At 66.9% G+C, this 21,085-nt stretch carries 13 protein-coding genes; 2 read left to right on the forward strand and 11 right to left on the reverse strand.

Annotation, left to right across the window (positions count from 1 at the left end; genetic code table 11):
• Positions 1-99: 99 nt before the first annotated feature.
• Positions 100-2,043 carry a long-chain fatty acid--CoA ligase gene (locus PWS46_RS20710; protein WP_434622573.1) on the reverse strand — a complete coding sequence of 648 codons (1,944 nt, stop codon included), beginning with the start codon at positions 2,041-2,043 and terminating at the stop codon, positions 100-102.
• Positions 2,043-2,954, reverse strand: coding sequence for an ABC transporter ATP-binding protein (locus tag PWS46_RS20715; protein ID WP_434622575.1), 912 nt, complete (start codon positions 2,952-2,954; stop codon positions 2,043-2,045). Before PWS46_RS20715 ends, PWS46_RS20710 begins: the two co-directional genes overlap by 1 nt.
• Positions 2,955-3,153: 199 nt before the next feature.
• Between PWS46_RS20715 and PWS46_RS20720 the strand changes: the two genes are divergently transcribed.
• Positions 3,154-4,911 (forward strand): AMP-binding protein, encoded by a 1,758-nt coding sequence (locus tag PWS46_RS20720; protein ID WP_434622577.1) that lies wholly within the window; start codon positions 3,154-3,156, stop codon positions 4,909-4,911.
• 71 nt (positions 4,912-4,982) lie between these two features.
• Complete coding sequence (locus PWS46_RS20725; protein WP_434622579.1) at positions 4,983-5,540, forward strand: TetR/AcrR family transcriptional regulator; 558 nt, start codon at positions 4,983-4,985, stop codon at positions 5,538-5,540.
• A gap of 19 nt (positions 5,541-5,559) precedes the next feature.
• Here the strand turns inward: PWS46_RS20725 and PWS46_RS20730 are convergent, their stop codons facing one another.
• The 9 genes from PWS46_RS20730 to PWS46_RS20770 form a co-directional block, all read right to left on the reverse strand.
• The gene (locus tag PWS46_RS20730; RefSeq protein ID WP_434622581.1) at positions 5,560-6,531 is read right to left on the reverse strand and encodes a hypothetical protein; all 972 of its coding nucleotides are present in this window, start codon (positions 6,529-6,531) and stop codon (positions 5,560-5,562) included.
• Positions 6,531-8,213 (reverse strand): hypothetical protein, encoded by a 1,683-nt coding sequence (locus tag PWS46_RS20735; RefSeq protein WP_434622583.1) that lies wholly within the window; start codon positions 8,211-8,213, stop codon positions 6,531-6,533. Before PWS46_RS20735 ends, PWS46_RS20730 begins: the two co-directional genes overlap by 1 nt.
• Positions 8,214-8,320: 107 nt before the next feature.
• On the reverse strand, positions 8,321-9,097 hold the full coding sequence (locus PWS46_RS20740) for a hypothetical protein (protein ID WP_434622585.1): 777 nt from the start codon (positions 9,095-9,097) through the stop codon (positions 8,321-8,323).
• A gap of 282 nt (positions 9,098-9,379) precedes the next feature.
• On the reverse strand, positions 9,380-12,346 hold the full coding sequence (locus tag PWS46_RS20745) for a methyl-accepting chemotaxis protein (protein WP_434622587.1): 2,967 nt from the start codon (positions 12,344-12,346) through the stop codon (positions 9,380-9,382).
• Between the two features lie 274 nt (positions 12,347-12,620).
• The gene (locus tag PWS46_RS20750) at positions 12,621-13,115 is read right to left on the reverse strand and encodes an Lrp/AsnC ligand binding domain-containing protein (RefSeq protein ID WP_085084112.1); all 495 of its coding nucleotides are present in this window, start codon (positions 13,113-13,115) and stop codon (positions 12,621-12,623) included.
• 313 nt (positions 13,116-13,428) lie between these two features.
• Complete coding sequence (locus PWS46_RS20755; protein WP_434622591.1) at positions 13,429-15,048, reverse strand: sensor histidine kinase; 1,620 nt, start codon at positions 15,046-15,048, stop codon at positions 13,429-13,431.
• Positions 15,029-15,853 carry a response regulator transcription factor gene (locus PWS46_RS20760; protein ID WP_434622593.1) on the reverse strand — a complete coding sequence of 275 codons (825 nt, stop codon included), beginning with the start codon at positions 15,851-15,853 and terminating at the stop codon, positions 15,029-15,031. Before PWS46_RS20760 ends, PWS46_RS20755 begins: the two co-directional genes overlap by 20 nt.
• 28 nt (positions 15,854-15,881) lie before the next feature.
• Positions 15,882-16,607, reverse strand: a complete 726-nt coding sequence (locus PWS46_RS20765; protein WP_434622595.1) for a hypothetical protein — start codon at positions 16,605-16,607, stop codon at positions 15,882-15,884.
• Between the two features lie 705 nt (positions 16,608-17,312).
• On the reverse strand, positions 17,313-20,807 hold the full coding sequence (locus PWS46_RS20770; RefSeq protein WP_434622597.1) for a class I SAM-dependent DNA methyltransferase: 3,495 nt from the start codon (positions 20,805-20,807) through the stop codon (positions 17,313-17,315).
• Between the last annotated feature and the right edge of the window lie 278 nt (positions 20,808-21,085).

The raw sequence follows: 21,085 nt of genomic DNA on the forward strand, positions 1-21,085 counted from the left end.
GACGCGTGGCGAGGAGCGTCCGGCAGACGGATCCCCCTCACCCATCCTCTCCCCGGGGGGGAGAGGGGCTTTAAGCGGTTGCATTGCTATGCGCTCTCCTCACGCCGCAACAGGCTGCGGCTTCTTCACCGCGGCGGCCGGAGCCAGGTCGATGACGGTCAGCGTCGTGCGGATGCGCTGCTTGGTGCCGTCCTGGAAGGCGATCGTGGTGTCCACGTCGATCTTCGGCTGGCCGGCATAGATGCTGTCGATGATGGTGCCGTACTTCTCGGCGATGACGCCGCGGCGCACCTTGCGGGTGCGGGTCAGCTCGCCGTCGTCGGCGTCCAGCTCCTTGTAGAGCAGCAGGAACTTGGAGATGCGCTGGTACTCGGGCAGGGTCTGGTTGACCCGCTCCACCTCGGCCCGCAGCAGGTCGTAGACCTCCTGCTTCGACGACAGGTCGGAGTAGGTCGTGAAGGCGATGCGGTTCTTCTCCGCCCATTTCGACACGATGGGGAAGCGGATGCAGATGATCGCCGACAGATACTCGCGCTTGTCGCCCAGGATCACCGCCTCGGCCACGTAAGGGCTGAACTTCAGCTTGTTCTCGATGTATTGCGGGCTGAAGCGGTCGCCCTGGGCGGTGGTGGCGATGTCCTTGATGCGGTCGATGATGACCAGATGGCCCTTCTTGTCGAAGAAGCCGGCATCACCCGTATGCATCCAGCCGTCGCGCATGTCGGCGACGGTCGCCTTCTCGTTCCGGTAATAGCCGGCGAACATGTTGGGGTGGCGGGTGACGATCTCGCCGACGCCGTTGTGGTCGGCGTCGATCACCTTCACCTCGATGCCGCCGTCGAACGGCACGCCGACCGTGTCGAAATCGACGTCGGTGCCGCGATGGACGGTGTAGGCGCCCATCGTCTCGGTCTGGCCGTAGATCTGGCGCAGCGGCACGCCCAGCGCCTGGAAAAACTTGAAGGTGTCGGGGCCGAGCGCCGCGCCGCCGGTCGCCGCCGATTTCAGGTTGGTGAAGCCCAGCCGGTCGCGCAGCGCCTTGAACAGGATCGCGTCGGCCATCGCCGAGCGCTCTCCCTTGGCCAGCGCCTCCAGCCCCAGCTTCATGCCGAGATCGTACATCTTCTGCTTGAAGGGCGAGGCGTCCATCATGCGGGCGCGCACGTCGGCGGCGATCTGCTCCCACAGGCGCGGGGCGAACAGCACGAAGGTCGGGCCGATCTCGCGGAAGTCGTGCATCATCGTCTCGGCTTCCTCGACGAAGTTCACGCGCATCCGCGACACCATGACCATGCCGACGGCATAGACCTGCTCCATGATCCAGGACAGCGGCAGGACCGAGACATACTCGTCCTCGGGCCCCTTGGGATCGGCGGACAGGTAGCTGGCGACATGGCGGATCAGCCGCCCGGCCGGCAGCATCGCCATCTTCGGGTTCGAGGTGGTGCCCGACGTGGTGCAGAGGATGGCGACCTCCTCCCCCTTCGTCGCGGCGACCATGCGGTCGTAGAGATCCGGCTGCTGCGCATGCAGTTCCTCGCCCATGGCCACCAGATCGGTGACCGGCATCAGGCGGGGGTCGTCGTATTTGCGCATGCCGCGCGGGTCGGAATAGATGATGTGCTGCAGCGTCGGCAGCCGGTCGGCGAGGTTCAGCAGCTTGTCGACCTGCTCCTCGTCCTCGGCGAACACCACCTTCACGTCGGCATAGGTGATGAGGTACGCGACCTCCTCGTCCAGCGCGTCGCGGTAGATGCCCAGACTGTAGCCGCGCACCGCGTGGGTGGCAATCTCACCCATCACCCAGTCGGGACGGTTGTCGCCGAGAAGCCCGACGACCTCGCCCGGCACGACGCCGATCTTGGTCATGCCGAGAGCGAAGGCGCGGACGCGGGCCTGCACCTGGCTCCAGGTGAAGGTGCGCCAGATGCCGAAATCCTTCTCGCGCATGGCGATGTCGCCGCCATGATCGCGGGCATGCAGGGCCAGCAGCTTCGGCAGGGTGTCGTTGGCGACAAGATCGGGAAGATTGAGGCTCGACATCACGCGACCTCCTTCCGGGGCGGCGGAACGACGGCGGCAGTGGTGGTGGTGACCGGCGCCTCCTCCTCGTCGTCCTCGCCCAGATAGGCGCGGCGGACGCGGGGATCGGCCAGGACCTCCTCCGGCTTGCCTTCGGCGATCTTCTTGCCGAATTCCAGCACCATCACCCGGTGCGAGATGTCCATGACCACGCCCATGTCGTGCTCGATCATGACCACGGTCATGCCGAACTCCTCGTTCAGGTCGACGATGTAGCGGGCCATGTCCTCCTTCTCTTCCAGGTTCATGCCGGCCATCGGCTCGTCCAGCAGGATCAGGTCCGGCTTCAGCGCCATGGCGCGCGCCAGCTCCACCCGCTTGCGCAGGCCGTAGGACAGCGTGCCGGCGGTCGCCTTGCGCACATGCTGGATTTCGAGGAAGTCGATGATCTCCTCCACCTCGCGGCGGTGGGACAGCTCCTCCTTCCTGGCGCCGGTCAGCCAATAGAGCGACCCGGTCAGGAAGTTGTTCTTCAGCAGGTGGTGGCGGCCGACCATGATGTTGTCGAGCACGGTCATGTGCCCGAACAGCGCCAGATTCTGGAAGGTGCGGCCGATGCCGAGCGAGGCGCGATGGTTCGGGGTCATCCCCGTCACGTCGCGGCCCTTGAAGAAGACCTTGCCGTCGGTCGGCCGGTAACGGCCGGAGATGCAGTTGACCATGGAGGTCTTGCCGGCCCCGTTGGGACCGATGATCGAAAACAGCTCGCCCCTGCGGATGCCGAAGCTGACGTCGGTCAGCGCATGGACGCCCCCGAAGCGCAGGTTGACGCCCCGAGCCTCGAAAATGGTCTCCGCCTGGGTGGTGGGCGAATTTTGGCCAAGGGAATTTTGGCCAGGGCCGGGGTGTGGTGCGACGGGCGCGCCTGACATTTCCTCCTCCGTTGCTGTTGGTACCGCTTCTCGGGGTCACGATCCGGCTCTTGGGGGCCGGCGGGGTCCATATTGTGGACCGTTTCATGAGCAACTTCCGCACTATATACCGAGCCTCATTCTGTTTTCAACACTGACATTCCGCCAGCGCATGTTTTTTGTTGCGATAAGGCGCCGCACGGTCCATATGATGGACCTCATGAACAACCCCGCCGACATCGCTCCCTCTCCGGCCGTTCCGAACGCGGCCGGCGGCACCCAGAGCCTGGAGCGCGCCATCGCCCTGCTGCGCGCGGTCGCCGACGCCGAGACCGGCGGCGCGCGGCTGGCCGACCTGATGACGGGGGTCGGGCTGTCGAAGGCGACCGCCCACCGTCTGCTGATGGCGCTGGCGCGCGACGGGCTGGTGGAGCAGGATGCCCGCAGCAAGCGCTATCACCTGGGACCCGATCTGGTGGCGCTGGGCGATCTGGCGGCGCAGCGCCACCGCCCCCTTGCGCCTCCCCCTGCCACCCCGCTCCCCACCCCTGCCCCGCCCCCGCCGCCGGAGGCAGCACCGCCCCCGCCGGCGCCGCCCTCGCCGCCTGCCCTGATGGTGCGGCCCTCGGCCTTTTTGCGTGCGGAATATCGCGGCGACTCCATCGCGCTGGCGACGCTGCTGTGCGACCGCCATGTCCGCGCCGCCGACGGCGCGCGGGCGGCGCTGCTGCATGAAAGCGTCGCCGGCCAGACGACGGAGCTGAGCTTCGCCCGGCTGGCCCGCGATTCGGCGCGCTTCGCCGCCGTGCTGGCCGGCATGGGGGTCGGGGCGGGCGACCGGGTGGCGGTGCTGCTGCCCAAGGGGCCGGAGCTGCTGATCACGGCGCTGGCGATCTGGCGGCTGGGCGGCGTCTATATGCCGCTGTTCACCACCTATACCGCCTCGGCCGTCGCCTACCGGCTGGCCGACAGCGACGCGCGGGCCATCGTTACCAACGGATTCCTGCGCCGCAAGGTGCCGCGCGACAACACCCGGCCGGTGGTGACGGTGGAGGGCGACGAGGCCTTCGGTCCCGACGCCGTGCCCTTCTGGTCGTCGCTGCACGAGGCCGCCCCGCTGGCCGAGGTGGCGCGCTACCGCGAAGGCGACGCCTTCGCCCTGATCTACACCTCGGAATCCGAACCGACGCCGCTGGGCGTCTCGCTTCCGGTCAAGGCGCTGTCGGGGATCGAGCAGTACATGCGCATCGGCCTCGACCTGCGCGACGACGACATCTATTGGAACATGGCCGATCCCGGCTGGGCCTATGGCGCCTATTACGGCCTGGTCGGGCCGCTTCTGCTGGGGCGGACGACGATCTTCTGCGACGGTCCCTACGACGTGCGGCAGGGCTACCGCATGCTGACCAAATTCGGCGTCACCAACCTGACCGCGGCGCCGTCGCAGATCCGCGCGTGGCACGGCGCCGACCCCGGCGTGTCGCACCAGTTCGCCCTGCGCATCCTGTCGGTGGTGGGCGAGCCGCTGCCGCCCGACCTGATCGCCTGGGCCAACCGGACGGTGAAGGTCCCGCTGCTCGACCAGTACGGCCAGCGCGAGACCGGCATCTTCATCGTCAACAGGTACGACCCCGACGGCATCGGCCGTTACGAGTCCGACGCGCCGGAGGACGGCGATACGGTCCAGCCCGCAAGCGGCTCGCTCGGCCGGCCGATGCCGGGCTTCCGCGTCGTCATCCTCGATCCCGACGGGCGCGAAGCCCCGGTGGGCGGCGCCGGCGAGATCGCCATCGACGTCGACCATTCCCCGCTGTTCTGGTTCGAATCCTATTCGAACAATCCCGAGCGCACCGCCCGGCGCTTCCGCCACGGCCGGCGCTATTACCTGACCGGCGACCGCGCCTTCCTCGACGCCGACGGCAACATCCACTATCGCGGCCGGGCGTCCGACGCGATCCAGATGCAGCAGGGCGAATAGTCAGCGCCCCTCCTTTTCGGGTATAGATCGCCTCCAGGGATGCGGCAGCCGGGAAAGCGTGAAGGACAGGTATGGAATCCAAGACGAAGAACCGCGAATCCTGGCTGGCCGCCGCCTTCGCGGCACTCGCCGAAGGCGGCGTCGACAAAGTGCGGGTGGAGCTGCTGGCCAAGGCCCTGAAGGTTACCAAGGGCAGCTTCTATTGGCATTTCCGCGACCGCACCGAGCTGATGAACGCCCTGCTGGACAGCTGGAAGACGGGCCGCATCGCCGCCATCAAGGAACAGACCCGTCTGGACGGGCGGGAGCCGGCACGGCAACTGCGCGACCTGCTGGCGCTCTATGGCGGCAGCAAGCCGCGCGGCATGGCGATCGAGCTGGCGGTGCGCGACTGGGCGCGGCGTGATCCCGAGGCGGAAAGCGTGATCGCCGAGGTCGACCGCGAGCGCCTGCACAGCGTCGCCGGCCTGTTCGTGGCGCTGGGCCTTCCCTCCGACCAGGCTTTCGCCCGCGCCTACCTGTTCTACGCCTTCGCCTTCGGCCAGGGCCTGCTCGCCCCCGGCGCCGCCGCCGACCGCGCCGAGGTGGTCCGGGCGATCTGCGCCGACGTGCTGGTGCCGGCGGCCTGACCGTCTCGCCCGGTCCCGGTCAGTTGCTGATCGTCGCCTTGGTGACGGCCAGAAAGCCTTCCGGGCTGTCGAAGGCGGGCAGGATCGGCGCGAAGCCCGCGCCCCGCTTGAACACCGGCATCGGCCGGGACAGGCCGGTCGCCACCCGCAGCTTGCCGCCGTCCTTCGTCCAGGAATCCACCGCGGCGGCCGACGTCCTGGCCGCTTCCGGTGCCATGCCGGCGCGGATCAGCGCGGTGGGGTTCAGCGCCGCCGCCTGCCGGGCCGACGGGTCCTGCTTCTGCGGAAGATCGGTCGCGACGATCTCGCGCTCGCGGCGCCGGATGCCGCTGTTGTCGACCGTCACGTCGGCCTCGACCAGGGCGACGCGGAACAGCATGTCCATGTTCTGCGCGGCGGTGGCCATCACTTCCAGCGGGTTGAATTTGCCGGACGCCAGCCGGCGGGCCGTCGCCACCATCGCTGGGTCGATCCCCTCCATCCGCAGCCGCGCGCTCCAGCCGCCGGCATCCCGCACGGTGCCGCTGGTCTCCAGGGACAGCGACTGCCGCTGGTCGTCATAATCCAGCGCCAGCGAGACGTCACCGCGCAGGCTGGTGTAGCCGAGGCTGACCATGTCGCGCAGGGCTTGGTTGTAGCGGTTGGCCCGCGCCATCGCCAGAACCGGCACGTCGGCTTCGCTGGCCGACAGGCGGGCCTTGCGGATCTCGCCGTTCTGCAGGGCGATGTCGGACACGTCCACGCTGGCGGCGCGGACCACGGCGTCGGGCGACAGGGTGACCGTCACCCCCTGCAGACTGACCGACCCGAACGGTGAAGCCGACAGGTCGGCATAGCTGACCCGGCCGTTCAATCCTTCGCGGATCAGGAAGCCGTCGACCAGATCGCGGGCCTGGGCAGTAGCCTGCCGCTTCGCCAGGGTCCAGCCGCCGCCGACCACGACCAGGGCGCCGAGGACGAGCGCCGAGGCGAGCTTGCTGCTGATTTTCATCACGGGGCTCCCTTGGACAGGCCCGCCGCGGCGAGCTTCTGGTCGACGATGAAGACGGGATCGGCCGCATCGGCGCATTCCGCCTTGCCGCAGGCATGGACGACCGCAGCCTCCAGCTTGGCCGGCGGCAGAGCCTCGTCACCCTCGGCAACCGACAGCGCGCCGCTGACCACGTACCAGCCGTCGGCTTTCAGCGCCGGTCCCGTCTCCGGCACGGTGACCTGCAGCTTGCCCGGCCAGCGGGTGGCCACGGCATTGCGCCCGTCCGATCCGGCCTGGACCAGCATGGTGACGGGAACCGGCCCGCCCTGGATCAGCGCATTGGCCCGCGCGTCGCGGAGATTGTCCAGCTGGGCGCCATACGCGACCCGGCCGGGCTGCATCAGGTTGGCGAGGCGGACGCCGGCCGGCAGAGAGGCCAGCATGCTGATGTCCTGCTCGCGCTGGGCGGCCATCCGTTGGCGCTCCTGCTCGCGCTGGCGTTCCTGCTCCGCCCGGGCCGCCGCGGCCTTGCGGGCGTCGCGCTCGGCGAACAGACCGGCGAGCGCCCGCTCGTCGAAGCGATACAGCATGCTGGTGGCCTCGCGGTCGGCATAGATGACGGCGCTTTCCAGCTTTGCCTTGGCTTTTGCCCCGCGCCAGTTGTCGACCTGAATGCCGGACGGATCGATCTTCAGCGTCGCCCCGATCATCAGCGTGCGGTCGACCGACCCGTAGCGCGTGCGGCCCTCGGCAAAGGACTGGGCCGCCGACCGGTCCATCGGAATGCCGGTGATCGCGTCGAGCCCGTCGATTTCGACGGTGAAGTTGTTCGGCAGCTTGGAGTCGACGCAGCACCAGTTGGGCTGGACCGACAGAGAGGTGATCTTCTGCGTGATCGGGAACTGCCGGGTCGCGAAGTCGTAGGCCTGGAATTCGGTGCGGTAGACGATGGTCACCCGGTTGGGATCGGCACGGTTCATCTCGGTGAACAGATCGGCCCTGGCCCGTTCCAGCAGGGGCTGGAGCTTGAATTCCTGGTAGCGGACCTGCTGGAACTCGCGGTTGAACCGGTGTCCGGCCCACCAGGCCAAGGTTCCGTTGTCCTCCGCCAGATCCCCGTTCCGGCGCAGCAGAAGCAGAAGCATGCCGGGGTAGTTCTTGCCGATTTCGAGGACCGGCTGGGGAGGCGCCATGGGCATCGGAGCCGGAGCCGGAGCCGGAGCAAGTGCCGCGACGGAGGCCGGCGCAGGCGCAAGCGCGGGCGGCGGCGCCATCTGCGGCGCCGTCTGCGGCGCCATCTGGGGCAACGGCTGCGGCACCGGCGCGGAAGCGGCGGGGGCGGCGGCGACCACCGTCCAGTCGCTGGCCGCGGCGGCCTCGCCCCGCCAGACCACGGCGCCGCTGGCCTTCTCCACCCCGACCAGCGCGGCGCGGCCGGCGGCCGGGCATTCCTTCGACAGAACCATGGAGCCGATGCGGCGGACCAGCGACGTGAAACCGTCCGTCGCGAACAGCCCCCGGTCCTCCGCCACCACCTTCAGCGCGGCGCGGTCGGCGCACCAGGACGGTCCGTCGGCGAAGACCTCGACCTTCAAGGCTCCGGAGAAGGCAAGGCGCCGGCCGTCTTCCGCCGCACCCACCGCGGGGGCGAGCGAGAGCAGCAGGCCGAGCGCCAGGGGCGGGATCAAAAGCTGTTTCACGAGACATCCCCACTGCATGTCCGTCGCCGCCCGCGAAGGAGCGGCATCCGGGTCAGGCCTATTTCCGCGAGTTCGGGCCGGAGGCCGCCGTCAATCGGTTGGCCGGATCAGCGCTTCGGTTCATCCAGGTCGATGGGCTGGTCGATCTGCATGTCGAGGTCGATGCCGCCGCTGGCCGGAGCTGCCGGTGCCGAGGGCGCCGGGGTCGGGGCCGGGGCTGGATTGTAGCCGGGGGCCGGCGGTTCGGGCGCGATGGGTTCCAGCTGCGGGGCGGGGCCGGCGGGCGGCGCCTTGCCCGGCGCCGGCCCAGGCGCCGGCTTGGACGTCGCATGCTTGGGCCGCGACGGGGCGCCGATGCACTCCGACAGCTTGCCGATGGCCCAGCTCGACCCGTCCAGCTCGTACAGCTTGCGGATGCCGAGGCCCGGCACCGCCAGCGCCACCGTGTCCGCCGAGGCGAAGCGGGACAGCACCGTCCCGACGTCCGGCCCGCCGAGCGGCGCGATCAGCATGCCGAATCCCCCCGGCCTGGCCTGGACATGATGGACCTTGCCGCTGTCGAACACGATTTCGATCGGATAGGTGGCCCCCGCCGTCACCGGCACGCCCGTCTTGTTCATCGACAGGCCGGTGTTGCTCCGGGTGGCGATGAATGCCAGCTCCTGGGCGGGCGACTGCTTCGACGCGACGCAATAGGGCACGGCACCGGGATTGGTCGGGGTGTAGCGCTCGATCAGCCATCCCCGCTGCTGGGCATAGATCGCCGTCGGCACGAAAGCGCCGGGATAGACGGGGCCGCGGGAGGTCTGGCAGGACGCCAGCAGCGGCAGGCTGCAGGCCAGGGCAAGAAGAATGCCGGCACGGCCGGCGGCGCTGATCGGCATCGCGTGTCCTTCCGGGACGGGCCCGGTCAATTCGGGAGCGGGGAGCGGGTGCGGCAGAATCGGCAGACGACGGGGAAGGCCCCGCTCCGTGACGCACGCGCCGATTCCTGACCCTGCGGGAATGGCCCACTCAATTCATAACTTATTCTTCAATCATTTCCGCAACTTGCAGATGGTGCAAAATGCAATCCTGTTAGTCAAAAGCAATTTTTCCGGCCGAAATGCGTCCCGATGTCGCAACTCCGGGCCAGTCCCGCAGCGCCCCGCAACTCCTTTTTCCTCTTACGGCATGTAGGCCAGCCGCAGGTTGCCCCAGTGACGGCCGCGCACGACGATCGGCGCATCGACCTCCTTCAGCCGCACCATCTGTCCGCCGCCCATGTCGCGGCGGTAGGCCTGCAGCAGGAACGGGCGGGTGTTGCGGGCGGCGGCAAGGCCGGAGCGGTCGGCGAAGACGCGGCGGTTGCGGCTGTGGGCGGCATTCCAGACCGCTTCGCCGGGCCGCTGCGGTTCGGAATAGCGGGCGTTGTGGGTCGGCAGATAGCCGACGGCGTTGACCGCGACACAGAACTGGAAGCGCGGGTTGGAGGCCAGCACCGGCTCCTGGATCGCCGGGAACAGCCGGTCGGTCAGCTCGGTGAAGGGGGCGATGCACTGTTCCGGCTCGGTGCCGGGGATGGTGGACAGCTCCGTCGAGAACAGCGCCTCCTCGCCGATGCTGCCGTTGGACAGCGCCCCGTCCAGCGCCTTGGCCAGCGCCGCCGCGGTGTCCTGCACGGTGCGGATGATGGCCGAATCCGCCTCGATCATCGCGGTGTAGGCACGTTCCAACTGGCCGGTCTGGGTTTCCGACAGCTCGTCGAAGGCCAGATGCAGGCCGAGGTCGCTGGTGCCGGCGACGATGGCCGGCAGGTCGCCGACGTTGCGCAACGTCACGGTCAGCCGCGTCTGCTCGGCCAGTTCGGGCAGCCCCTTGCTCTCCACCAGCAGCCCGTCCAGCGACAGGTCGAGCATGGTGACGCTGCGGCGGTCGCCGGCAACCGTCAGGCCGATCGGCTCCTCGCACGGGATGCGGTCGGAGACGCGGCGGTCGCCCGCCACCGACTGGCGCAGCGCGATGACCAGCCGGCGCTTCAGGTCGGCCACCGCGCCCTGGGTGTCGGTCATGCGGCGGCTGACGTCGGTGGCGATGCCGGTGATCTCGTCGGTCTGGTCGCGGATGTGCAGCACGCTGCCCGACACCTGGGAGGCGCCACCGGCCGAGTTGGTGGCGCTGCGCCCGATCTCGGCGTTGGCGGCCGACTGCTCCTCCACCGCGGCGGCGGTGGCGGCGGCGGCTTCGTCGATCTCCTCGATCACCGAGATGACGGTCTGGATCGCGGTGACGCTGCCGCCCACCGCCTGCTTCAGCTGCTCGATCTGGCGGGCGATGTCCTCGGTCGCCTTGGCCGTCTGGTTGGCCAGCGTCTTGACCTCGCTTGCGACGACGGCAAAGCCCTTGCCCGCCTCCCCGGCCCGCGCCGCCTCGATGGTGGCGTTCAGCGCCAGCAGGTTGGTCTGGCCGGCGATGGAGTTGATGAGGTTGGCGACCTTGGCGATCTCCTCCGTCGCGATCTCCATCTGGCCGATGGCGCTGGCGGAGCCGCGGGCGCTGTCCACCGCTCGCCGCGCCACCTCGCTGGAGCGCGCCGCCTGCCGGGCGATCTCGTGCCCGGCGGAGTTCAGCTCCTCCGTCGCGGCGGCGACCGACTGGGCGTTGGCGCTGGCCTGTTCGGAGGCGGCAGACACCACCACCGTGTTCTCGCGCACCACGCCCAGGGACTGCATCAGGTGACGGATGCCGTCGCCGGCGCGGTTGCTGGCCAGTTCGACCCCGATCCAGGTGGCGTCCAGATCGCTCTCGATCGATTTGCAGGTTTCCAGCAGGGCCTGCCGGGTCAGCGCCTTCTGGCGCATTTCGGTCTCGTGCTTCTCATGGATGCCGTAGGCCAGCTTGGCCTTCATGGCGTTCAGCTCCGACGCCACGCGGTGGAATTCCGGCACGCCGACGGCGGGCATCGGGTCGGTCAGGGCACCGCGGGCGATGCGCTCGAAGGTCCGTTCCAGCACCGCCAGCGGACGGCGCACCGTGCGCAGGATCGCCCAGCCGAACAGGGCGGCGAGCAGGGCGCTCAGCAGCATCGCCACGGCGACCTGAACGACACGACGTCCGTAATCCCGCTCCGCCTTGTCGAACTCCTCGCGCGCGACGCGGATCTGAAGCTCCAGCAGAGCGTCGGACACCCGACGCAGATCGGCGAAGGCCGGGCGGACGGTGCTGCGCAAATGGGCGTCCAGCCCGGCGGCATCCTTCTGCTTGGCCAACGCCAGCGCCGGTTCGATCCCGCCCTGCAGATAGCTCCCGACCAGCGGCTTGAACTTCTCGGCGAGGACGGCCTCTTCCGGAGTCAGGTAGGTCGCCAGATAGTCGGTCAGCAGGCGGCGCATCGCCGCGGCGTTGTCCGTCACCTCCTTCTCCACCGCGCCGAGATCGCCGGCGCCGCTTCCCGCCCGCAGGTCGGCGGCAAGGTCGGTCAGGCGCTGCCGGCTGTCGCGGGCGAGGTTCTGAATCTCGCCGATCTGATAGGCGGGAACCGTGCGGTCCTCGTAGACCGTGCGCAGCGACCGGTTGGAATCCGACATGCCGTCCAGGCCGAGCCAGCCCGCCAGCAGCACCGCCAGGATCAGCAGCCCGAACACCGCGCCCAACCGCCCCGACAGGCTGGCCCAGGCGAAGGCGGCGGCGCGGCCGGCGCGGCTCTTCCGCACCAGGGCGCCTTCCGCCAGCGCGAGCACGGCGCGGCCGTCGCGCATCTCCGCATAGAGCGCCTCGGCCGCCGCGACGTCCTCGCGCGCCGGCTTGGAGCGGATGGAGATATAGCCGGTGACGGCACCGTTCTCGACCACCGGGGTGACGTTTGCCCGCACCCAGTAGTAATCGCCGCCCTTGGTCCGGTTCTTCACCAGCCCTTCCCAGGGCCGTCCCTTCTTCACCGTCGCCCACAGGTCGGCGAAGGCCTCCTTCGGCATGTGGGGGTGGCGGACGATGTTGTGCGGAGCGCCGATCAGTTCATGTTCGTCAAAGCCGCTGATCTCGACGAAGGCCTGGTTCACGAAGGTGATGCGCCCGCCAGTGTCGGTTCGGGACACCAGGGGAACCCCCTCGGTCAGTTGGACTTCCCGGTCGGTGATCGGAGTGTTGACGCGCATGACGGGGTTCCGCTCCAGCCAAAGCCTCGAAGGAATCGGCCGGGTGTGGAGGCGGAACGAAAGCCGCCGGACGACCATATCGGTCGCCACCCCGGACCGGAGCCTTTGCTGCAATCGGCATGCCGCGTCATTTTGTCAGCAAACAAACAAGCTCCGCCCTTGACTGCTACGGAAGCGCGAAAGCGGCCATCCCCTTCTTTGCAAAATGCGACCGCAAAACGGGACTGGTCCCAAAGTATTATGCATTTTGGAAAATGCTTTGCCGTCTGATCATTCAGCCGCGCAACGACCCGTTGGACAGGCCGTCCAGCGGGATCGCGGTGACGCTCTTCACCTCTTCCATCACGGCGTAGGTGTGGGTTTCCCGCACGCCGCGGGCGGTGGACAGCAGCTCGCCCAGGAACAGGCGGTACTCGTTCATGTCGCGCACGCGGGCCTTGACCAGATAGTCGAAGCCGCCGGCCACCATGTGGCACTCCATGATCTGCGGCATGCGCAGCACGGTGGCTTTGAAGTCGTCGAAATTGTCGGGCGTGGTGCGGTCCAGCACCACCTCCACGAAGACCAGCATCCCCGCTTCCAGCCGGTGCGGGTCGAGCAGCGCGACATAGCGCTGGATGATGCCGTCGGCCTGCAGCCGCTTCACCCGCTCCAGGCAGGCGGCCGGGCTGAGGTTGATGCGGCGGGCCAGCTCCACATTGCTGAGGCGGCCGTCATCCTGCAGTTCGCGCAGGATCTTGATGTCGGTGGAATCGAGGCTGCGGTCCATCGGCGGCTCGGAATGCTGTTCGGCTGGCGGCCCCGATCCTAGCGGAAAAAACGGGATCAGGCCATGCCGGACCATAGGCGGAGCAGGCTCATCGTATATGAAAGCAAATTTCCTACGACGGGACTTCCGTCATCCCCGCAATGGCGGGGATCCAGGAAACTTTCACGGAACGTCGCTGAACCGGCTGGATTCCCGCGTTCGCGGGAATGACGCTCCTCCTTGGGTAGGAACGGATTCTCAAATTCGATGCCCCTGACGGGCGCAGCGGCAACAAGGACGCCGAACCGAGCCTGCTTGCCCGCAGCACAGCCGGTCAGGCCGCCAGCGGCAGGGCCACCGTCATGCGCAGGCCACCGGTCGGACGATTCTCGGCGCGGACACGGCCGCCGAACGCCTCGATGTTGCGCCGGACGATCCACAGCCCGATGCCGAAATGGGCCGCGCCGGCCTGATGCGCCGCCGCCTCGTCCTCCGGCATGCCGCGGCCGGGTTCGCGGTGGGAGAAATAGCGCTCGAAGATGCGGTCCAGGTTGGCGGGATCGACGCCCGGCCCCTCGTCGTCCACCACCAGCTCCGCCCAACTGCCGGTGCGGGTCAGGCGGACGCTGACCGTCCCCTCGGGCGGCGAGAAGCTGACGGCGTTCTCCACCAGATTCTCGACGATGGTCTCCAGAGTCTCCTCGCTGGCGCGCACCACCAGCCCGGCATCGATGCGCGAGCGCATGTGCAGGCGGCGTTCGGCCAGCAGACCGGTATAGCCGCCGGCCATCCGCTCCACCAGCTGCGACAGGTCGACCCGGCGGCGCGATGGGGCCAGCAGGTCGGCCGCCGCCTCGTCCATGCGGCGGGCGAAGGACACCAGCCCGTCGAGCTTGTCCAGCGACTTCTCGATCATGGTCAGGGCGCGCTGGCTGCGGGCGTTCTCTGCCGGCAGGGCGCGACGCAGCGGCTCCACCGACTGGCGGATCACGGCGATCGGCGTCTTGAAGGCGTGGGCGTTGTCCTCGGCGGCCCGGCGCAGCGACTGGGCGCTGTCGCGCAGCGTGGCGACCAGCCGGTCGAAATCCTCGGCCACGCCGGCCAGTTCGGGCACGGTGTTGCGCGCGGCGAAGGAGGCGTCGCGGTCCTCGCGCTCGGGCGTATCGTCGCCGCCGACGATGCGGCGGGCGAGATCGCCGAAGCGGTTCAGGTTGCGCCAGATGCCGGCCAGCACCGCCAGCACCAGGGCTGCCATCGCCAGATAGATCGCGGCGGCGGCCTGGACCGCCGGCGTGCTCCAGTAGGGCCGGCCGATGGAGGAGGAGATGTAGGCTTCGGTCGCGTGGCTGGTCACCAGCGCCCAGCAGCCGAAGCTGGTCTTGATCGGGGTGATGGAGGACAGCACCTCCTCCCCGCCTTCCAGATGGGGAACGCGCATCGCCAGCGTCGAATTGCCGGCGCAGCTCGACCCCAACCGGTCCAGCACGCCCTGCTCGAGCAGCAGGCGCCGTTCGGCGTCGATGTCGGCGGTGGACAGGCTGGGGGCGGCGGCGACGTAGAAGAAGGGCTCCGGCCCGGCCTTGGCGCCGGACGGGGTGGTGGCGGCGCCGGTGGCTGCCACGCGCGGGCGCACCAGCAGCTTCAGCCGCGTGCGGTCGTCGCCGTAGCGGGCGAGCGCGATGCTCAGGCTGGGCAGCGCCGTGCGGTCGACGCCCAGCAGTTCGGGTTCCAGCGCGCGGGCGATCAGCTCGCCCTGGCGCTGGGCGCTTTTCAGCAGAAGCTGCTGCGACGCCTCGTCGGCGCGCTGGAACTGGTCATAGAGCAGGACCGGCACTGCGATGAAGACAAGGGTGAGCAGCACCAGGCGGCTCGCCATCGAGCGCCAGAGCCAGAGCAGGCGGGCGGACGCCCGTCGGGGCGCCCGCATCGCGAGGTCAATCGGCAGCAGCGCCATCGATCAGCATATCCTCGCCCATACCATCCTCGTCGCGGCCCTGGTTGGCCGCGTTCTCGCCCTTGCCCCAGCGATAGCCGAAGCCTGGATAGTTCTCGATGCAGGCGAAGCTGGCGTCGACCGAGCGGAACTTCTGGCGGATGCGCTTGATGAAGGCGCGGACGTTGGCGCGGTAGCCCGACGGGCCGTAACCGGCGACGAAGCCCTTGCCGTGGACGAGATCGTAGATCTCGCGATAGGACACGTCCTCTTCCGGGCGGGTCGACATCAGCTTGACGATGTTGAACTCGGTCAGCGTCAGGTCGATGCGCTTGCCCTTCCAGAAGGCGCGGCTGTTGTCCAGGCGTAGTTCCAGCTCGCCCAGGCGGTGGCTGGTGCTGTTGCCGCCGGCCTCCGCATCCTCCGCACCCTTGGCCGCATCGCCCTTGATGCCATCGAGGATCAGGCGCATGCGCTTCAGCAGGATCGACAGGCTGCGCGACTTCTCGACGAAGTCCAGCGCGCCGCCGGCCAGGGCGGCCTCTTCGTAGATCTGGTCGGACAGCACGGTCAGGAAGATGACCGGCGTGGCGATGCCGCGGGCACGCATCTGGCGCAGCACGTCGATGCCGTCCAGCTTGGGCATGCGCCAGTCGAGGAGGACGATGTCGACCGACCCGCCTTCGGCGAAGAAGTCGAGCGCCGGTTCGCCGCGGTCGAAGGTGATGACCTCGTAGCCCTCGTCGCCGAGGTTGAGGCTGAGCGACTCACGGAACAGGTCGTCGTCGTCCACCAGAGCGATGCGGGCAATGGTCGGATCGGTCATTGCGGACATTCCCTTGTTCGACTCCGCCTTACTGAATCCCGGCGCGGACAGGGCGCCCTGCGTCAGCTTGAGCGAGGAGTTGGGCGAAGCATCGGTGGTCGGCGTCAGGGACATTTTGGCTGCTCTTCATATCGTAGGAGAGGGCGCGGAAGTCCTGGGACGAGGTCATATCCATGAAGAAGAACACCTTGAGGGTGCAATCGCCCTTGGCATACCGCCAGATCTTGGCGGGAGGCGCCTCTTCCCGTGCAACGGGGGACCCCAGGAGTTTGAGAGTCTGGACTTCGTCCAGCCCGACAAGACTGTCGGGGTCGGCGTTGGTGGTTGCGGGTTGGGTGGGCATGCCCCCCGTCGGCGAATTCGCCGACTGGGCGGCGTTTGGCGGCAAAGCCGCCTGGGCGGCGCTGTCGGATCCGATGGCCGCCAGATGGGTGGTGGCCTGGTCGGCGGTCATTTGGCCGGCGGTCAGTTCCCCGGCGGTCACCGGCGGCCCCGGCTGCGGCATCGGCAGGGCCGGCGCCAGCGTGGCGACGTCGGGAGCCTTCCGGACCGGCTTCGGCTTTGGCACCGGCGGCGAGGCCGGATGGGCGTTCGGGCGGGCCGCCGTCACATCCGGTCCGCCCCAGGGCCCTGCCGTGTTGGACGGGCAGCCGGCCAGCAGCAGGACCGCAACCAGCAGGCCCGCATGTCGGCCCCGGCCGGCGGCGTAGGCGCCATACTGCGCCACATCGCGGAGGACTGCCGGCACGGTCATGGGGGCGGGCCTTTCGAAACCAGGGGGAACGGACATATCGGCATTAACACGGGACGAACCATTTCCATCTAGCCTGGAAGTCAACTTCGCGTGCTGGTTGGAGTTGGCCGCGTCTGATGTGCCTAAACTCAATCCAGTCTGGTTAATGGCGCGTTAAAGCCACAGCCCTTACCCCCATTTTGCGAAAGCCCATCAATATTTTTCGAAGTTTCGTTTGATTTTCGAGCGATTCCGGCAAGGGTTGCCGGTGTCTTTGCTCAAAAGTGGTATGAAATTCGGCAAAATCCATTACGCGCTGACCGCTGCCGTTGTGAAATGCGGAGCGGGACAGGACGTGACAGAAATGAGGCGGGAGGATGGCGGGGATCGGGCCGGTTCGTGACGATTGCCCAAAAAACAATCGGCCAAAAAACAATCGGCGGCGGAGCCACCCGGGTATGGCTCCGCCGCCGAACAGCCGGACGGGCAACAGGTCATGTGGCGGCGCGCGATAAGCGGCCGTGGGTCGTTGCCACTGGAACTCCAGCCGTGGTTCCGACCGATGCTCAGACCGGTCGGCGTCGTGGGAACAATGCGTTTTCGGCACCATCCATCACGCCGACCATGATGCGCCGGACGGCCCGGATCGTCAAGTTTGTAGCACGTACAATTTAGTGGTCCGCATATCCGGACGATGCGGGCGGCGACCGGCCGCGACGGCTCCTGTCAAGGCGCATAGCGGTCGTTGATCTGCCGGGCATGCCCGACCGACACCAGGATGTCGAGCAGTTCCTTGACCCGCGGCGACCGGGCGCCCTTGAACTGGCGGGCGAGGCTTTCGGCTTCGACGGCACGGCCGCAGCGGCTCAGCGCCGCCATTAGGCTGTGGACCTGTTCGGTCGGCGCCTTCGGCCAGACGATCCGCTTCGCCGTGTCCGCCGCGATGTCGAGCGTCGCCGCGATCTGCACGGCGGCGCCCTGCCCGTGCGGGTTCTGGTACTCCGGCCGCAGCCAGCGGACGAGGCCGTCGCGTTCCTCGCGGTGACGCTCGGCGTTCAGCGCCACCAGATTTTCCAGAATCCGCGCATCCTCCAGATCGGCCGGCCAGCCATAGGCATCCGCCACCGCATGGTCGATCCGGCCGTGAAGGTCCAGCATCACGCCGACCTGCCCCAACTGGTAAATCTCCATCTCGCGCGCGGTCAGCTCCTCCCGGCTCCGCCCCTTCTCCAGGACATTGTAAAGCTCGGTCAGCGTCAGTCGGTCGGAATGCTCCGCCAGCACCCGCTTGCGATGGGCGTCGAGTTCCTCGGCAAGCTGACCGATCACGCGCTTCTGATGCGGCGTGGCGTTGGGGAAGGGGAAGGTGTCGAAGCATTGACTATGATTGTAGGTTGAATCATTGCCCACACCAAGCCATCCGCCAGCAGCTTCTGAATAAGTTCTATGAATTTTGCTAGAAAGCACCCCTAATATTGCCTTGTCTGATGTCGCCACAACAACGACCTTACTTTCCGGGACAACGTACTTCCCGACCATCTGAAACACTCTATGCCTAGCAGTTCTGCATGTAGCTATGTACTCATCAATCCCCTCAAACGCATATCGCATTTCTGGCCTCGGCTCACCGAAAACCCACCATTTTTTCCGGTAGGACACCCTATTATTTTGATCTCTTTCAGGCTTGACCCTGTCAAACACCCATTGGTACAGCAACGGATATTTTTGCCTTATCTCTTCCTCGTGAAATCCGAATAGATCAATGACCATAAGATTTCTATTTCGCCCAGCTAGATCTTTTCCGTTAATGTATTTCTTTACAACGCCATGCGCACTGTCGGAAGAATGCGATGCTATATATTTCCATTCACTTCTATTGAGAAGAAATCCCTTTCCATGGAGCTTTACCCCCATGCAAGCCAATCCCTTGTTAGCAGAAAGAGGATTACAAAGGTTTAAATTAGCGCCAATAGACAAATCCGAATGAATTACTCCTCTCTTCATGCAAAGCTCAACCGGCACCGCCCCGTCCCTGTCGGGTGCCTGCCCTTCATGCACCACCGTCTTCAACAAGCCCGTCCGTTCGTCATGCTCGACGAGTGCGCCCACCGTCATCGCCACCCGCACCGCCGCCGCGCCCTGCCCGTCGGCCCAGGGGTGGTCCGGGATGGCGAAGGCCAGATACAGCGGCGTCTTCGCGTCCAGATGGCGTTGGATGACCCGGCGGCTGAAGGTCTGGGTGATGCTGTTGGTGGTGATGAAGCCGAAGCGCTTGGCCCCTCCCTTGCGCACCAGATCGGCCGCCTTGTCCCACCAGTAGGTGACGAAATCGGCGCCGCCGGGCATGTGCGGATAGGCCTTCCGCAGCGCCTCGGCATAGCCGTCGCCCAGTTCGGCGCGCAGGTCCTTGCCGGCGATGAAGGGCGGGTTGCCGACGATGTAATCGGCCGCCGGCCAGTCCGCCGGCCTGGCCCCGACATAGCGTTGCAGCGGAACCGTCCGGCTTTCGTCCGGCACCTCCTGACCGGTGAAGGGATCGGTCTTCCAGCTGAGGCCGTCCCACTTCACCCGCGGTTGACCAGCCTCGTCCAGCATCGGTTCCACCCGCTCCCAGGACAGCACCGCGTCGCACTGCCGGATGTTGTCATAGGAATGGAGGATCGGCTCGCTCAGGCTTTCCGGCCCGCGCTGGCGCAGGTGGCATTGCAGATGACCGATCCAGATCACCAGTTCGGCGATCGGCACGGCGCGGGGATTCTTTTCCAGTCCAAGAAGCTGGTGCGGCCCGACCGTGTGCCCGGCAAGGTCGAGATTGGCCTGCGTTCCGCCGCCGATGTCCTCCAGCGTCGCAATGACCTCCCCTTCCAGGGCCTTCATCTTCTCCAGGGCGACGTAAAGAAAATTCCCACTTCCGCAAGCGGGATCTAATACTTTGACGGAACACAGCTTCCGATGGAAATCCTTGATTTCCTTGATGGCCTGCGCCGGTTCTTTCTTTCGCTGGGCGTTTTCGGCGATCACCTGCGCCGCCCGCCACTCCGCCATCAGCGGTTCGATGACGGCCGGCACCACCAGCCGGTCCACATAGGCGCGCGGCGTGAAGAAGGCACCGTACTGGCTGCGCTCGCGCTTGCTCAGCGCGTTTTCCAGCAGGGTGCCGAAGATCGCCGGCTCCACATTCTTCCAGTCGCGTGAACAGGCGGCGATCAGTTCGCCGATCTCCTGTTCGTCGAGCGCCAGCGCCTCGGCCTCGCGGAACAGCCCGCCGTTGAAATGCCGGACGCGCGAGCGGATGGTGATGTCGTGGTCGCTGCCCTTGTCCATGCTGCGCCAGAAGGGTTCCAGATAGCGCGGCAGGAACTGAGGGTTGGGCCGGGCGTCGTTCAGCACGCCGGTGAAGGCGCCGTCCGGCAGCAGCCCGACATTCTGCGCGAAGGCGGTGAACAGGCAGCGCATCAGGAACAGCGCCACCTGTTTCGGCTCGTACCGCTTTTCCAGGCTCTGCGCCAGCCGGGCGAGGCGTTGCGCGATGTCCCGCGTCACCTCGGCCCGCCGGGCGCTGGGGTCGAGGCTCTTGGGCGTTTCCCAGATCGCCTTCAGCCGCGCCCGCATCTCCGGATCGGCGAGATCCGCCAGCCTGATCCGGTGCGACCGGCTGTCGGGAAAGGGCATGTAGGCCTTGCCCAGCCCGGTGAAGTCGGCATAGGTCTCGATCACATGCCCGACATCGACGACGATCAGGAAGGGTGGCCAGCCGTGATCGGTCGGCAGCGCCTTGGCATAGCGTTCGGCCTGGGCGCGCGCCTGCCGCATCAGCCGGTCCCATGACGGCCGTGTCCCGGCAGGCGGGGTGCTGTGGGGCAGCCCGCCGAACAGGTCGCCACCCTCCTGACCGCCGCGCTGACGCTTGCGCGACTGCTTGGCCTCCAGAACGAAGCAATCCCGCTTGTAGCAGTCGAGATAGTTGTTCCGCCCATCGTCGCCCTCCAGATCGAGCGCGCGCACTCTCTTTTCATAGACGTAATTGTTAAGCGCGTCCTGTTCCGACGACGCTTCCGGCTCCGCCGTCCCGATCAGGGCGCAGAGCTGGTTGATGAATTTCTGATAATTGGCGCGCTCCGACCCGCCCTTGTCGCTCCAATATTTGATGAAGGCTTCGGGGGATCGCGACGGGTCCTGTTCAACCTGTTGGTCGCAGCTTCTCGAAGATAATACGCTCATCGCCCCGACATTCCCTCATAACGAGAATGCAAGGGTATTTTATAGGTTTTTTGGAGAGTCAAACGCGCAAGCGTAATTAATAGGTTGTATATATTCCTGTCATCATATGGTGGCCATTCACCGGCGCCCCCTCAGTATATTGAGAAGAGAAAAGAGAATTCATAAAAAGTTTACCACTGGCGCAGGGCTCCATTTACAAATTATGGGTAATTGCGCTCGACTCGGCGCCAAGGTAATTGCATTTAAATGTATGCTACGAATAAAATTATACCATATTC

Source organism: Azospirillum sp. B2RO_4 (assembly GCF_051124815.1).
Lineage (GTDB): Bacteria > Pseudomonadota > Alphaproteobacteria > Azospirillales > Azospirillaceae > Azospirillum.

Coding starts and splice junctions, on each gene's coding strand:
- PWS46_RS20710 (WP_434622573.1), bottom strand. CDS start 2,043: ATGTCGAGCCTCAATCTTCCCGATCTTGTCGCCAACGACACCCTGCCG.
- PWS46_RS20730 (WP_434622581.1), bottom strand. CDS start 6,531: ATGAAAATCAGCAGCAAGCTCGCCTCGGCGCTCGTCCTCGGCGCCCTG.
- PWS46_RS20760 (WP_434622593.1), bottom strand. CDS start 15,853: ATGACCGATCCGACCATTGCCCGCATCGCTCTGGTGGACGACGACGAC.
- PWS46_RS20725 (WP_434622579.1), top strand. CDS start 4,983: ATGGAATCCAAGACGAAGAACCGCGAATCCTGGCTGGCCGCCGCCTTC.
- PWS46_RS20740 (WP_434622585.1), bottom strand. CDS start 9,097: ATGCCGATCAGCGCCGCCGGCCGTGCCGGCATTCTTCTTGCCCTGGCC.
- PWS46_RS20765 (WP_434622595.1), bottom strand. CDS start 16,607: ATGACCGTGCCGGCAGTCCTCCGCGATGTGGCGCAGTATGGCGCCTAC.
- PWS46_RS20715 (WP_434622575.1), bottom strand. CDS start 2,954: ATGTCAGGCGCGCCCGTCGCACCACACCCCGGCCCTGGCCAAAATTCC.
- PWS46_RS20720 (WP_434622577.1), top strand. CDS start 3,154: ATGAACAACCCCGCCGACATCGCTCCCTCTCCGGCCGTTCCGAACGCG.
- PWS46_RS20770 (WP_434622597.1), bottom strand. CDS start 20,807: ATGAGCGTATTATCTTCGAGAAGCTGCGACCAACAGGTTGAACAGGAC.
- PWS46_RS20750 (WP_085084112.1), bottom strand. CDS start 13,115: ATGGACCGCAGCCTCGATTCCACCGACATCAAGATCCTGCGCGAACTG.
- PWS46_RS20745 (WP_434622587.1), bottom strand. CDS start 12,346: ATGCGCGTCAACACTCCGATCACCGACCGGGAAGTCCAACTGACCGAG.
- PWS46_RS20755 (WP_434622591.1), bottom strand. CDS start 15,048: ATGGCGCTGCTGCCGATTGACCTCGCGATGCGGGCGCCCCGACGGGCG.